The following is a 13801-nucleotide window of genomic DNA, read 5'->3' as shown; positions in this document are numbered from 1 at the left end:
GGTCGCCCTGGTCCGTGCCGGTGCCACCTTCGTCAACGGCAAGCTCGTCGAACGCCCAGAAGGGATCGCGGCATGAACGACAAGGCCACCACTGGAACGCTGCACCACGTCGAGATATGGGTGCCGGACCTTCAGCGCGCCGTCATCAGCTGGCAGTGGCTGCTGCAGGCGCTCGGATACACCCTCTTCCAGGACTGGAGCGGGGGGCGCAGCTGGAGGCTAGGTGCCACCTACCTGGTCCTGGAGCAGTCACCTGCGCTCAGCGCCGACCGGCACGACCGTTGCCGTCCTGGACTGAACCACCTGGCCTTCCACGTGGAAAGCCGCGCCCTGGTCGATGCTCTGACCGAGCAGGCGCCCGCATACGGCTGGAGGCTGATGTTCCCCGATCGCCATCCGCACGCCGGGGGCGAACAGCATTACGCCGCCTATCTGGAGGACACGGACGGGTTCGAGGTCGAACTCGTCGCCACCGACATGACAGACCAGTCCTGAGAATCCTGCTCTCAATCGATCCACAACTCTTGACGATTGCTCGGTGGGCTTAACTGGGGTGCTTGTGGACGGCTCTGAAATGGCATATTTGGGGTATTTAGCTCGTTCAGTCACATGGGACGCTGGCATTGGCGTTGATGCGCGAGATCAAATCCATGTGCGGTGTGCGGGAAGTGGACCTGACATTACGGGCGGGCCGCTGTCAGATGGCCAATTCGTGCATCTCCTTGATCCGCGACTCTGCGGCCTTCCCGGCCTTCGCGGCCTTCGCGGCCTTCGCGGTGTGCGTAGCCGGGGCGGCGCCCCGTGCTGTCCAGTGCTCTTCGGCCTTCGCGGTGGGCGTCGCGGGGCTAGCGCCCCGTGCGGTCCAGCGCTCCTTGGCCTCTGGGGTGTGCGTCGTGGCGGCGGCGGCCATCCGTGCCGTCCAGTGTCGCGGGCCGGCCATTCGTGCCGTCCAGCGCTCCTCGGCCTGCGTCGTGTGCGTCGCGGGGTCGAAGTTGCGGAGCAGGTCGGCGGGTTCTGGGAGGTTGAAGGGGGAATCTGTGGACATGGTCAGCCCTTGTCCAGATGAGTACGAGGCCGAGGCTAAAGTCTCACGCGGCGTGACAAGTCAACGGGAAGAGGCGCAGTGCTGATCGACGGCTATGACACCCTGCTGCTCGACCTCGACGGGGTCGTCTATCTGGGCGCCCACGCGGTTCCCCATGCGGTCGAGTCGCTGGAGGAGGCGCGGGGCAGGGATACGCGGCTGGCGTACGTCACCAACAACGCCTCACGCACCCCCGCCGCCATTGCCACGCACCTGCGCGAGCTCGGCGTTCCCGCCAGGGCTGAAGACGTCGTGACCTCGGCGCAGGCCGCCGCCCGGCTGGTGGCCGAGCGGGTGCCGGCCGGGTCCGCTGTGCTCGTGGTCGGTGGTTCCGGGCTGCGGCTGGCCGTACGGGATCAAGGACTGAGGCCCGTCACCACGGCGGCGGACGCGCCGGTCGCGGTCGTGCAGGGCATGGCGCTCGGCCTCGCGTACGGGTTGCTGGCGGAAGGCGCGCTGGCCGTACGGCAGGGCGCGTTGTTCGTGGCCGCCAACAGGGACAGCACGCTGCCCACGCGGCGGGGTGAATTGCCGGGGAATGGGGCGATGGTGCGGGTGATCGCCACCGCGACCGGGGTGGAGCCGGTGTACGCGGGCAAGCCGGATCCGCCGCTGCATCGGGAGTCGATGATCCGTACGGAGGCGAAGCGGCCGCTCGTGGTGGGCGACCGGCTCGACACCGACATCGAGGGCGCCGTCAACGCGGGGGTCGACGGACTGCTGGTGCTCACCGGGGTCGCCACGCCACTCGACGTGCTCACGGCTTCCCCTCGGCAGCGGCCGACGTACCTGGCCGAGGATCTGTCCGCGCTGCTGCAGCCCTATCCGGAGGTACGGCAGGGCGTCTGCGAGGGATGGCGGGCCCGGTGGGTCGACGGAGTGCTCACGCTGGAGGGTGACGGCAGCCGCATCGACGGGCTGAGGGCCGCCTGCGACGCGGCCTGGACGTATGCGGGCGAAAGCCGGGCCGAGGAGGACGCGGTCAAACCGGTGCTGGATCGGATCGGCTGAGCCCCTCCTGGACTGGACGGCTGTGTCCCTCCTGGACTGGACGGGCTGTGTCCCTCCTGGGCCGGGTCGGCTGAGCCCCTCCTGGACTGGACGGGCTGTGTTCGTCCTGGACCGGATTGGCTGAGTCGGACGCGTCGTCCTCCTGCTCGGCCTCACTGCTCGGCCTCGCCGACGGTGCCCAGCGGGCTGGGGCGGCATCGAGGGGGAAGGTCAGAGGAGGCGGCGTAGGCGGAGCAGGTCGCCGAAGCTGGCGTCGATCCGCACTCGGCCGCCGAGCAGCGCGCGCGCCAGATCGAGCTCCCCGTCCACGAGGGCGATCAGGTCGTCGCTGACGATCGTCAGCTTGACGTCGGCCGACTTGCCGTTCGAGGGAGGTTCTTCGCTGAACGGGTCCAGTCCCTCAGGGCGCAGACGGCCGTAGAAGATCAAGTCGAGGTCGGAGACCCGGCAGCTCACCGTACGCTCGACCACGTGCTTGGCCCGGTCCTCCTCGCCGATCTCGTCGAACTGGTCGACGAGCTTGGCCAGTGCCGCCCGGCACTCCTCGACGCTTGCCATGTTGGGATCCTTTCTTCCATTTCAGGACGGTAGCGTTCCACATCAGTGGCACCCCCGTGTGACCCTTCAACGTGTGACACACCTGCCAAGGTGCCGGGTGCTCGCACGAGGCGTTACGGTCGTTGTCATGAGTGAGGTACCGGAGGCGACCGGCGACGAGCGAGTCGACGCGGTACTCGCCGGTCTCGGTGACCTGGCCGGGCGGCCGGTGGGTGAGCACGTCGCGGTGTTCGACGAGGCGTTCTCCGGGCTCGAGGCCGCGCTGGGGGCCGTGGACGGCCAGATCAACGGGCAGATCAACGGCCAAGTGAACGGCCAAGTGGATGGCCAGGTGGACAGCCGGACGGGCGAGCAGTGAGCCGACGTATCCGGCTGGACAGCGAGCTGGTGCGACGTGGTCTGGCCAGGTCGCGAGAGCAGGCGGGCCAGCTCATCGAAGCCGGCCGGGTCACGGTCGGCGGCCGGCGCGCGGGCAAGGCGGCGACCCAGGTCGACACCGCCTCGGCCATCGTGGTGGCCGAGTCCGCCGACGGTCCCGACTACGTCTCGCGCGGCGCGCACAAGCTGCTCGGCGCGATCGAGGCGTTCGGCGCGCTGCAGATCCGGGGCCGTCGCTGCCTCGACGCGGGCGCGTCCACGGGCGGGTTCACCGACGTGCTGCTGCGGCACGGCGCCGAGCGCGTGCTGGCCGTCGACGTCGGTTACGGCCAGCTCGCCTGGTCGTTGCGGACCGACGACCGGGTGACCGTCATGGAGCGCGTCAACGTACGTGATCTCACCCCGGATCTGGTCGGTGAGCCGCCTTCGCTGATCGTAGGTGACCTGTCGTTCATCTCGCTGCGGCTCGTGCTGCCCGCGCTGGCCTCGGTGGCCGCTGCTCAGGCAGACTTCGTGCTGCTGGTCAAGCCGCAGTTCGAGGTGGGCAAGGACCTGGTGGGGGCCGGCGGCGTGGTGCGAGACCCGGTGCTGCGGGCAGGCGCGGTGCGGCAGGCCGCGGCCAAGGCGCGCGAGCTCGGCCTGGTGGTGCGCGGCGTGACCGCGAGCCCGCTGCCAGGTCCGTCGGGAAATGTGGAGTATCTGCTCTGGCTGGGCAAGGGGGAGGGCGAGCCGCCGGTCGCCGACCTCGAAGCCGAGATCGAGCGGGCCGTCGCGGAAGGGCCGCAATGAACCGTACTGTGCTGGTCACCGCGCACACGGGCCGGGAGGCCGCGGTCGACAGCGCCCGCCTGGTCATCGATCGCCTGGTCGGGGCCGGGATCCGGGTCAGGGTGCTCGATGTGGAGGCCGACGACATCGGCTGCCGCGGCGCCGAAGTGGTGCCCTGCGATCCCGGCGCCGCCAAGGACGCGGAGATGCTGATCGTGCTCGGCGGCGACGGCTCGCTGCTGCGCTCGGCCGACCTGGCCAGGCCCACCGGCACCCCGTTGCTCGGCGTCAACCTTGGGCACGTCGGCTTCCTGGCCGAGGCCGAGGTCGCCGACCTGAAGGCGGCGGTCGACAGTGTGGTCGCGGGCCGCTACGACGTCGAGGAACGCATGACGATCGACGTGCTGGCCAGGCAGAACGGCCAGGTCCTCGCCGATACGTGGGCGCTCAACGAGGCCACCGTGGAGAAGGGCGAGCGCATGCTGGAGGTGGTCGCCGAGATCGACGGGCGGCCGTTGTCCCGCTGGGGCTGCGACGGCGTGATCTGCGCGACCCCGACCGGCTCGACCGCCTACGCCTTCTCCGCAGGGGGTCCCGTCGTGTGGCCGGAGGTCGAGGCGCTGCTGATGGTGCCGATCAGCGCGCACGCGCTGTTCGCCAGACCGATGGTGATCTCGCCGCGGTCCACGCTCGCCGTCGAGATCCTGCCCGACACACCCGGCGGCGTTCTCTGGTGCGACGGGCGGCGCCGCTTCGACCTGCCGTCCGGCAGCCGGGTGGAGGTACGCCGCGGCTCCCAGCCAGTGCGATTGGCCCGGCTGCACGGGGTGGAGAGCACCGGTGCCCCCTTCACCGACAGGTTGGTCGCCAAGTTCGAACTCCCCGTCCAGGGCTGGCGCGGAAGGGTGCGTCCCTGAGTCAATTGCAGGTGCAGCGCGTACAGTTAGATCGCACAAGCGTTCGGAGCGACGGGAGTGGGCAGTGCGACCAAGGGTCGAGGAGGTCCGCATCCAGGGGCTCGGCGTCATCGATGAGGCCGTTCTGGAGCTTTCGCCAGGCTTCAACGTGGTCACCGGCGAAACCGGGGCCGGCAAGACGATGGTCGTCACCGGGCTCGGGTTGCTGTTCGGCGGCCGGGCCGACCCTTCCCGCATCCGGCCGGGCGCCGACAAGGCCACCATCGAGGGCACCCTGGTCATCGAAGCCGACGGCCGCGTCTCCCAGCAGGTCGAGGACATCGGCGGGCAGATCGAGGACGGCGAGCTCATCATCTCCCGCACCGTCTCGGCCGAGGGCCGGTCGCGGGCCTGGCTCGGCGGCCGGACGGTGCCTGTCGGCACGCTGACCTACCTGGCCGACGACCTGGTCGCCGTCCACGGACAGATGGACCAGCAGCGCCTTCTGCAACCGGCCAAGCAGCGGGCCGCCCTCGACCGCTATGCCGGTGACGATCTGGTCAAGCCGCTGCGTGCCTACTCGCAGGCGTACAAACGGCACAAGCAGGTGGGAGCGCTGCTCGACGAGCTCACCACCAGGGCGCGTGAGCGCGCTCAGGAGGCCGACCGGCTGCGGTTCGGGCTGGAGGAGATCGAGAAGGTCGAGCCGAAGGCCGGTGAGGACGTCGAGCTGCGCGGCGAGGAGGAGCGGCTCTCGCACGCCGACGCGCTGCGCGGCGCCGCGACGAGCGCGCACACGGCGCTGCTGGGCGACCCGATGGAGGGCGCGAGCGGCGCGCACGACGTGATCTCCCTGCTGGGCGAGGCCCGCTCGGCCGTCGAGGCGGTGCGCGACTACGACACGCAGCTCGCCGGGGTGGCCGACCGGCTGGCCGAGGCCGGCTACCTCATCTCCGACGTCGCCACCGACCTGGCCGCGTACGCCGAGTCGATCGAGGCCGACCCCGCGCGGCTGGCCGCCGTGCAGGACCGCCGGGCCCTGCTGTCCGGACTGATCCGGAAATATGCCGAAGACAGCGCCGGGGTCCTGCAGTGGGCCCAGGAGGCGTCCGCCCGGCTGGTCGAGCTGGAAGGCGACGACGAGCGCATCGACGAGCTGACCCGCGAGCACGACGAGCTGACCGCCCGGCTCACCGAGCTGGCCGCCGAGCTGACCCGGGTGCGCGAGGGCGCCGCCGAGCGGTTCGGCCAGGCCGTCACCGAGGAGTTGACCGCGCTGGCCATGCCGCACGCCAGGGTCATCGTCCAGCTCACCCAGGTCGCGGACTTCGGCCCCGAAGGCGTCGACGAGGTCGAGCTGCGCATGGCCGCCCACCCCGCCGCGCCGCCGCTCCCGCTCAACAAGGGCGCGTCCGGCGGCGAGCTGAGTCGCGTCATGCTGGCGATCGAGGTGGTGTTCGCGGGCGCCGATCCGGTGCCGACGTTCGTGTTCGACGAGGTCGACGCGGGGGTGGGCGGCAAGGCCGCGGTCGAGATCGGGCGCCGCCTGGCCAGGCTGGCACGGACCGCCCAGGTCATCGTCGTCACCCACCTGCCGCAGGTGGCCGCGTTCGCCGACCAGCATCTGGTGGTCGAGAAGGCCAGTGACGGCAGTGTCGTACGCAGCGGCGTCCTCGCCCTCAACCACGAAGGCCGGGTGCGCGAGCTGTCCCGCATGCTGGCGGGGTTGGAGGACTCCGAACTGGGCAGAGCACACGCCGAAGAACTCCTCGGGCTCGCGGCCGCCGATCGGTGATCCTGAGTGACATAGCGGACACGCCGCGCAATGCGTGGCCTCTGCGCTGCTTCACTCTGGCAGGATGGTCTTGATGAAGGTTCCGGGGAGCAGGATGCCGGGCCTCCGCGCTAGGAAGGTCGCAGACCTTCCCGGTATCACGGCAGTGGCGAGAGTCGATCGGCGGACTAAGAGGCTGACCAAGCGCCTCCAGCCCGGTGAAATAGCGATCATCGATCACGTCGACGTGGACCGGGTCAGCGGGGAGGCGCTTGTCGCGTGCGGAGTGTCGGCGGTGGTCAACGTGGCCGCCGGCATCAGCGGACGCTATCCCAATCTCGGTCCACAGATCCTCATCGAGGCCGGGGTGCCGTTCGTCGACAACGCCACCCAGGATCTGTTCGAACGGGTCAAGGACGGCGACGTCGTCCGGATCCACGAGGGGGTCGTCTACCTCGACGGTGACGTGGTCGGCAAGGGCGAGGAGCAGACCCCCGACGCGGTCGAGGCCGCCATGGCCGAGGCGCGCGCCGGTCTCGCCGTGCAAATCGAGGCGTTCGCCGTCAACACGATGGAGTACGTCCGGGGCGAGGGCAAGCTGCTCATCGACGGAGTCGGCGTGCCGGACATCCGCACCCCCATGGAGGGCCGGCATGTCCTGATCGTGGTGCGCGGCTACCACTACAAGGAAGACATCGCCACCTTGCGCCCCTACATCAGGGAATACCGCCCGGTGCTCGTCGGAGTCGACGGCGGTGCCGACGCGCTGCTGGAAGCCGGCTACCTGCCCGACGTGATCGTCGGCGACTTCGACTCGGTCTCCAACAAGGCGCTGGGCTGCGGCGCCGAGCTCGTCGTGCACGCCTACCGCGACGGCAGGGCGCCCGGCCTGGAGCGCGTCCACCAGCTCGGCCGCGAAGCGGTGATCTTCCCGTCCACCGGCACCAGCGAGGACATCGCGATGCTGCTGGCCGACGACAAGGGCGCCGAGCTGATCGTGGCGGTCGGCACCCACGGCACGCTGGAGGAGTTCCTCGACAAGGGTCGCTCGGGGATGGCCAGCACCTTCCTCACCCGGCTGCGGGTCGGCAGCAAGCTCATCGACGCCAAGGGAGTGAGTAGGCTCTACCGAAGCCGCATCTCGACGCCCCAGCTGCTGCTGCTGGTGATCACCGCGTTGATCACGATGGGCGTCGCGCTCTTCCTGTCGCCGATCGGCCAGACCTGGCTGAACGGCATGCAAGATTTCTGGAACGCCTTCATCTTCTGGTTGGTCGGACTCTTCTCGTGATCGATTTCCGCTATCACCTCGTGTCCATCGTCGCGATCTTCCTCGCGCTGGCGGTGGGCATCGTCATGGGCACCACGTTGCTCCAGTCGCCCGCCATCGAGTCGGCGCTGCGGACGAGCAACCAGATGACCCAGGACAACACCAGCCTCAGAGCCCAGCTCGACGCGCTGCGCGGCAGGGAGGCGGGCAACGACTCCTTCGTCACCGCGCTCACCCCGCAACGCGTCGCGGGCGAGCTGACCGGCCAGCACGTCGTGCTCATCGAGGCGCCGGGCTCCAGCACCACCTACCGCGAGGCCGAGCAGCAGGTGCTCGCCCAGGCGGGCGCCCTGGTCACGGGGCGGGTCCTGCTGGACGAGAAGTTCGCCGATCCCAAGCAGAGCGGCGTGATCGACGGCCTGGCCAACAGCCTCAAACCCGAGGGCCTGACCTTTCCGGCGGCGGCCACTCCGTACGCGAAGGCCGGTGCCGTGCTCGCCGCCACCGTCCTGACCACCGACCCGGCCCAGGCCAGCACCGCCAACCCGGCCACCGGGGCCGTCCTCGGCGGCTTCGAGGAGGGCGGGTTCCTCAGCGTCGAGGGCGACCCCAACAAGCGGGCCACGCTCGCCGTGATGTTCGCGCCGGAGAAGCCGTACGAAGGCGAGAACGCCGAAGCCCAGGCCGACGCCCTCGTCAAACTCGCGGGCGGCCTTGACGCCGGTGGCAAGGGCACCGTGGTGACGGCCTCGGCCCCCACCGCCGCCGCCTCCGGAGGCGTGATCAACGCGCTGCGCGACGACAGTGAGGTCGCCAAGCGCGTCTCGACCGTCGACACGCCCGACATGCCCGCGGGGCGGATCGTCATCGTCGACGCGCTCCGCGAGCAGGTGAGCGGCCGCGCCGGCCACTACGGCATCGGCACGGGAGCCCCGACGTTCCAGCCCGCGGCACCGACCGCGACCCCGTCCCCCACCCAGTCAGGGAGCTGACATGGCTCGTGGCCTCCTCTACGCCCTCGCCGGCGCCGCGATCGGCGCCGTCGCGGCCCGCGCCGCCTACAGCGCCTTCACCCGCCTGGCGCCGCGCGCCGACGAGAAGGAGCCGGGCCGCTGGACCCGCACCAACCACCGCGGCGAGCCGATCACGCTGCTGGAGGGCCCCGCGTTCGTGGCCGGCTCCGGCGCGGCGGCCGCGCTCGCCCCGGGTCTTCCGCCCCGCGTACGCTTGGCGGCGCTGCTGGCCGGGGTCGGCAGCGGAGCGCTCGGCGCCTACGACGACCTTTACGGCACGACCAAGTCCAAGGGCTTCAAGGGGCACCTGACCGCGCTGGGCCGCGGCGAGGTGACCAGCGGGGCGGTCAAGATCCTCGGCATCGGGGCCACCGGGCTGGGCGCGGCGGCGCTCGTGTCGCGGGGGCCGCTCGACACGCTGGTCAACGGCGCGGCCATCGCGGGCACCGCCAACCTGGCCAACCTCTTCGACCTGCGGCCCGGCCGGGCGATCAAGGTGGGCCTGCTCACGGGCGGGCCCCTGCTGGCGGCGTCGCTCTTCCGCGACGCGCCGGTGACCGCCGCGCTGGCCGCCGTGCCCCTGGGCGCCGCCGCCGCGCTGCTTCCCGACGACCTCGGCGAGCGGGCCATGCTCGGGGACGCCGGAGCGAACGCGCTGGGGGCGCTGCTCGGGCTGGCCGCGGTGACCAGCCTGGGGCGCCGGGGGCGGTTCGTGCTGCTCGGTACGGTGGCGGCGCTGACGGCGGCGTCGGAGAAGGTCAGCTTCACCAAGGTCATCGCCGGCAACCCGGTGCTCAACCGGCTGGACATGCTCGGTCGGCGGCCCGTCGACGCGGCGTGAGCCCGGCGTCCTTCGGCGTGGCATGTGTTCTGTGGCGCGGTGCCAGTCGGTGTCCCGTTAGGTGATGGGGCGGCCTGCGCGATTGTCGGTGCGGCCTGCCAGGATGTTCGCGTGATCGGGTTCGGGGCGGGGCGGGTGTGGTGAGGGAGCGGCTCGTCCGCGGCGTCGCCGGTGGGGCGCTGCTCATCGGGGCGATCACCGTGCTGGCCCGGGTCGCCGGGTTCGCCAAGCAATACGCGTTCGCCCAGACGGTGGGCACCAACTGCCTGGGGACTGCCTACGCCACGGCCAATGGGATCCCCAACATCGTCTTCGAGGTCGTCGTCGGCGGTGCGCTCGCCGGGATGGTGGTCCCGGTGCTCGCGGGAGCCGGGCCGGGGCACGCTTCGAGCGGCTCGGACCGGGAGCGGGCCGGGTGGATCAGTTCGGCGCTGCTGAGCTGGGTGCTCGTGGTGCTGGTGCCGCTCGGCGTGCTGACCGCGCTGCTCGCCGGGCCGATCCTCGGGCTGTTCTTCGGCGACGCGGTGCCCGGCTGTGACGTGGGCGAGGTGACCGCGGTCGCCACCCGCATGCTGGTCGTCTTCGCCCCCCAGATCCCGCTGTACGGCGTCGCGGTCGTCCTCTACGGCGTGCTCCAGGCCCACCACCGCTTCGCCGGGCCCGCCGTGGCCCCGCTGGTGTCCAGTCTCGTGGTCATCGTCGCCTACCTGCTGTTCGTGCCGCTCAGCGGGGGGAGCAGCGCTCCTGCCCGGGAGCTGGGGCCCGCCGAGCTCGCGCTGTCCGTGGGCACCAGCCTCGGGGTGCTGGCCCTGGTGCTGACCGTGATCGGCCCGGTCGCCGGGCTCGGCTTGCGGTGGCGGCCCACGCTGCGGTTCCCCGACGGCGTGGCCGTCCAGGTGCGCAGGCTCGCGCTGGCCGGGGTGACCGCGCTGATCGCCCAGCAGGCCGCCATGGCCATGGTGGTCGTGCTGTCCAACCGGGAGGTCGGCAACGGGGCCATCGTGGTCTACAACTACGCCTGGGCGATCTACCTGGTGCCGTACGCGGTGCTGGCCGTGCCCATCGCCACCAGCGCGTTTCCGCGGCTGTCCGCGCGGGCGGGCAGCGGCGACACGGCGGGGTTCGCGGCGCTCGCCGCGCGGACCACGCGGGCGGTGGTGCTGGTGTCGGGGCTGGCCGCCGGGGTGCTCGCCGCGGTGGCCGAGCCCGGGGCGGTGGTGTTCCTCGGCTTCAAGAGCGACGTGCCCGCGCAGGATTTCGCCCGCGCGATCGCGCTGTTCGCGCCCGGGCTCGTCGGCTACGGGCTCATCGCGCAGCTGAGTCGCGTCCTGTACGCGGCCGGGCGCGGCCGGGCCGTGGCGACGGACACCGTGCTGGGGTGGGGCGTCGTCATGGTGGCGCAGACCGGGTTCGCGCTGGCGTTTCCCGATGACTGGAAGCTCGGCGGGCTGGCGCTCGGCATGACCACCGGGATGACCGTGGGGGGCGCGCTGCTGCTCGCCTCGGTGGTGCGGGCGCGGGGGCGCGACGCGGTGGCCGGGCTGGGCCGGGCCGCGCTGGCCGGGCTGGGCCGGGCCGCGCTGGCCTCGGTCGCCGGCGGTGGCGCGGGATACCTGGCCGGGGCGGCGGTCGTGGGGGTGCTGGGGGCGCGGGGCATCTGGCCCAATGTCGGGGCGACCGTGCTGGCGGCGCTCGCGGCGGCCGTCGCCGGTGCCGTGGTGGTGGCGTTGCTGGACCGGCCGACGGCTCGGGCGGTGGCCGGTTCGTTCAGGCGTGGATCTGGGAAGTGAGGAGCGGCTGTGCGGGTGGCGTTCGTGCTGGGCACCACGTCCGGGGGGACGGGACGGCATGTCCGGATGCTGGTCGAGGGGCTCATCCGGCGCGGCCATCGCGTGGTGGTCGTGGGGCCGGGGAGCGTCGAGGAGCAATTCTCGTTCGGCGAGGCCGGGGCCCGGTTCATGGAGGCGCCGATGTCGGATCGGCCGCATCCGGTCAATGACCTGCGGGCCGTGCGCGCGATCCGGCGGGTGACCAAGGACGCCGACGTGGTCCACGCCCACGGCCTCCGGGCCGGGGCGCTGGCCGGGCTGGGGCTGTGGGGCCGGTCGAGGAGGCGGACGGTGGTGGGCGGGCCGTCCCGCGGGCCGGTGCCGTCCGGCGTGAGCAGGCCGGTGCCGGGGCGGTTCGGGATGAGAACGCGGGTGCCGCTGGTGGTGACGTTGCACAACGCGCTCACCGCCGGGGGACTGATCGGGGTCGTCTATGGCGGGCTCGAACGGGTCGTGGCCAGGAGGGCCGACCAGGTGCTGGTCGTCTCGCCCGACCTGGGGGAGCGGATGAGGGCGCTGGGGGCGCGGGAGGTGGGGCCGGCCGTGGTGCCCGCGCCCGTGCCGCGGGCGGCCCGGCGTTCGCCGCAGGAGGTCAGGGCCGAGTTGGGGGCCGGGCGGCGGCCGATCGTGCTGACCGTCGCCAGGCTGGCCCAGCAGAAGGGCTTGGAGACCCTCCTCGACGCCGCCCGCGGGCCCTGGGCGGGCGAGGGCGAGACACCGCTGTTCGCGGTGGCGGGAGACGGGCCGTTGCTCGGCGACCTGCGGCGCAGGATCGAGGCCGAGGCGCTGCCCGTGGTGCTCCTGGGCAATCGGGATGATGTGCCCGACCTGCTGGCCGCCGCGACCGTCGTGGTCTGGGCGAGCAGATGGGAGGGCCAGCCGTTGAGCCTGAGCGAGACCCTCATGGTGGGGCGGCCGGTCATCGCGACGGCCGTGGGCGGGGTGCCCGATCTGCTGGCCGGGGCGGGGATCCTGGTGCCGTACGGGGACGCGGCGGCGTTGCGGGCCGCCGTACAGGATGTGGTGGGAGACGGCGCCGAGGCGGCGCGGCTGGCCGCGGCAGCGGCGCGGCGGGGGGCGGAGCTGCCCGATGCCGATGAAGCGGTGCAAAGCGTGCTGAATGTCTACGGACAGTCAAGGCACCACGAATGATTAGGCGAGACTTACGCGTTCTCATATACTGCGTGCGTTAGGGAGGGGAGTATCCCTTCGCGGCAGCCTCGTCATCACGGTGCAGTCCCGCTCCACGGGACCCCCGGGGCTGCCGGTCCGCGAGCTTTGGCGGGCGGGAGAGACCTCCGGCACTCGTTTTTTGCATGCCGGAGGTAGAGCACGTGGCCGTACCTGTCTGGGCCTGGATCGCCGTCATCGGCGGCCTGCTGGTCGTTCTGGCCATCGACCTCTGGATCGTCGACCGTGGTGAAGCCCGTGAGTTCTCGATGCGGCAGGCCGGATACTGGGTCACGTTCTATGTGCTGCTCGCCGCGGTGTTCGGCGGTGTGCTGTGGGCCACGCTCGGCGGCGCCAAGGCGGGGGAGTTCTTCGCCGGTTACATCACCGAATACAGCTTGAGCGTCGACAACCTGTTCATCTTCTTCATCGTCATGAGCCGGTTCGCGGTGCCCCGGGCGTACCAGCACAAGGTGTTGCTCGTCGGGATCCTGCTGGCGCTGGTCATGCGCGGCATCTTCATCGCGCTCGGCGCGGCGGCGCTGGAGCGGTTCAGCTGGCTGTTCTATGTCTTCGGCGCTTTTCTGGTCTACACCGCGATCAACCTGATCCGGCAGCACCTCAAGGGCGAGGAAGAGGAGTTCAGCGAGAACATCCTGCTCAGGTGGGTGCGCAAGGCGTTCCCCACCACCGAGGGCTACGTCGGGTCGAAGGTCACCGTCAAGATCGACGGGCGTCGGATGGTCACCCCGATGCTCATCGTGATGGTCGCCATCGGCAGCACCGACCTGCTGTTCGCGCTCGACTCGATTCCCGCCATTTTCGGGCTCACCAAGGACCCGTTCATCGTCTTCGCGGCCAACGCGTTCGCGCTGATGGGACTGCGTCAGCTCTACTTCCTGCTGGGGGGCCTGCTTCAGCGGCTGGTCTACATCAGCTATGGGCTTGCGTTCATACTGGGCTTCATCGGGGTTAAGCTCATATTGGAGGCACTGCATGCCAGCGAGGTCTCCTGGGCGCCCGAAATCCCCATCTGGGTCTCGCTCACGGTCATCGGCGCCACCATGGTCATCACTACCGCGGCCAGCCTGATCAAGGCCCGTGTCGATGCGCGCAAGGGCGAGGAAGCCAGCAGGGCTAGCTAAATGGCTTTCGAGGCGCTTTGCTTGAGAAGTTGCGCCGTGTAATAGTTGCTGACTCTGTAACATC

The 13801-nt window shown here is 71.0% G+C and carries 14 protein-coding genes; 12 read left to right on the top strand and 2 right to left on the bottom strand.

The features are described 5' to 3' along the window. Window positions 1-72 precede the first annotated feature (72 nt). Window positions 73-495 carry a VOC family protein gene (locus LDL49_RS13970; protein ID WP_225291433.1) on the top strand — a complete coding sequence of 141 codons (423 nt, stop codon included), beginning with the start codon at window positions 73-75 and terminating at the stop codon, window positions 493-495. Between the two features lie 202 nt (window positions 496-697). On the opposite strand, the gene LDL49_RS13965 is transcribed toward LDL49_RS13970, so the two are convergent. After that, the gene (locus LDL49_RS13965; RefSeq protein ID WP_225291432.1) at window positions 698-1045 is read right to left on the bottom strand and encodes a hypothetical protein; all 348 of its coding nucleotides are present in this window, start codon (window positions 1043-1045) and stop codon (window positions 698-700) included. A 78-nt stretch (window positions 1046-1123) separates the two neighbouring features. Between LDL49_RS13965 and LDL49_RS13960 the strand changes: the two genes are divergently transcribed. Beyond that, the gene (locus tag LDL49_RS13960; RefSeq protein WP_225291431.1) at window positions 1124-2095 is read left to right on the top strand and encodes an HAD-IIA family hydrolase; all 972 of its coding nucleotides are present in this window, start codon (window positions 1124-1126) and stop codon (window positions 2093-2095) included. A 210-nt stretch (window positions 2096-2305) separates the two neighbouring features. Here the strand turns inward: LDL49_RS13960 and LDL49_RS13955 are convergent, their stop codons facing one another. Beyond that, complete coding sequence (locus LDL49_RS13955) at window positions 2306-2653, bottom strand: SCP2 sterol-binding domain-containing protein (protein ID WP_225291430.1); 348 nt, start codon at window positions 2651-2653, stop codon at window positions 2306-2308. Window positions 2654-2780: 127 nt separating this feature from the next. On the opposite strand from LDL49_RS13955, the gene LDL49_RS13950 reads away from it, so the two are divergent. From LDL49_RS13950 to LDL49_RS13905, 10 genes are all read left to right on the top strand, one after another. After that, window positions 2781-3011: a hypothetical protein gene (locus LDL49_RS13950; protein ID WP_225291429.1), complete on the top strand. Its 231-nt coding sequence runs from the start codon at window positions 2781-2783 to the stop codon at window positions 3009-3011. Further along, entirely contained in the window at window positions 3008-3820 is an 813-nt protein-coding gene (locus LDL49_RS13945; RefSeq protein WP_225291428.1) for a TlyA family RNA methyltransferase, read from the top strand. The genes LDL49_RS13950 and LDL49_RS13945 overlap by 4 nt, the downstream gene beginning before the upstream one ends. After that, window positions 3817-4716: an NAD kinase gene (locus tag LDL49_RS13940; RefSeq protein WP_225291427.1), complete on the top strand. Its 900-nt coding sequence runs from the start codon at window positions 3817-3819 to the stop codon at window positions 4714-4716. The genes LDL49_RS13945 and LDL49_RS13940 overlap by 4 nt, the downstream gene beginning before the upstream one ends. Before the next feature lie 64 nt (window positions 4717-4780). Next, the gene (gene recN / locus LDL49_RS13935) at window positions 4781-6490 is read left to right on the top strand and encodes a DNA repair protein RecN (protein WP_225291426.1); all 1710 of its coding nucleotides are present in this window, start codon (window positions 4781-4783) and stop codon (window positions 6488-6490) included. A 73-nt stretch (window positions 6491-6563) separates the two neighbouring features. Beyond that, on the top strand, window positions 6564-7760 hold the full coding sequence (gene steA, locus LDL49_RS13930; RefSeq protein ID WP_225291425.1) for a putative cytokinetic ring protein SteA: 1197 nt from the start codon (window positions 6564-6566) through the stop codon (window positions 7758-7760). After that, window positions 7757-8731, top strand: a complete 975-nt coding sequence (locus LDL49_RS13925) for a copper transporter (RefSeq protein WP_225291424.1) — start codon at window positions 7757-7759, stop codon at window positions 8729-8731. Before steA ends, LDL49_RS13925 begins: the two co-directional genes overlap by 4 nt. A gap of 1 nt (window position 8732) precedes the next feature. Then, window positions 8733-9593, top strand: a complete 861-nt coding sequence (locus LDL49_RS13920) for a hypothetical protein (protein WP_225291423.1) — start codon at window positions 8733-8735, stop codon at window positions 9591-9593. Between the two features lie 140 nt (window positions 9594-9733). After that, complete coding sequence (gene murJ, locus LDL49_RS13915; RefSeq protein ID WP_308016117.1) at window positions 9734-11383, top strand: murein biosynthesis integral membrane protein MurJ; 1650 nt, start codon at window positions 9734-9736, stop codon at window positions 11381-11383. Between the two features lie 9 nt (window positions 11384-11392). Continuing rightward, a complete protein-coding gene (locus LDL49_RS13910; protein ID WP_225291421.1) occupies window positions 11393-12574 on the top strand; it encodes a glycosyltransferase family 4 protein in 1182 nt (393 codons plus the stop codon). A 164-nt stretch (window positions 12575-12738) separates the two neighbouring features. Further along, window positions 12739-13737, top strand: a complete 999-nt coding sequence (locus LDL49_RS13905) for a TerC family protein (RefSeq protein WP_225291420.1) — start codon at window positions 12739-12741, stop codon at window positions 13735-13737. Window positions 13738-13801 lie beyond the last annotated feature (64 nt).

The sequence above is a fragment of the Nonomuraea aurantiaca genome (genome assembly GCF_020215705.1).
Taxonomy (GTDB): domain Bacteria; phylum Actinomycetota; class Actinomycetes; order Streptosporangiales; family Streptosporangiaceae; genus Nonomuraea; species Nonomuraea aurantiaca.
Note: the sequence above shows the minus strand (reverse complement) of the source record. Positions and strands in the feature narration are given on the sequence as shown.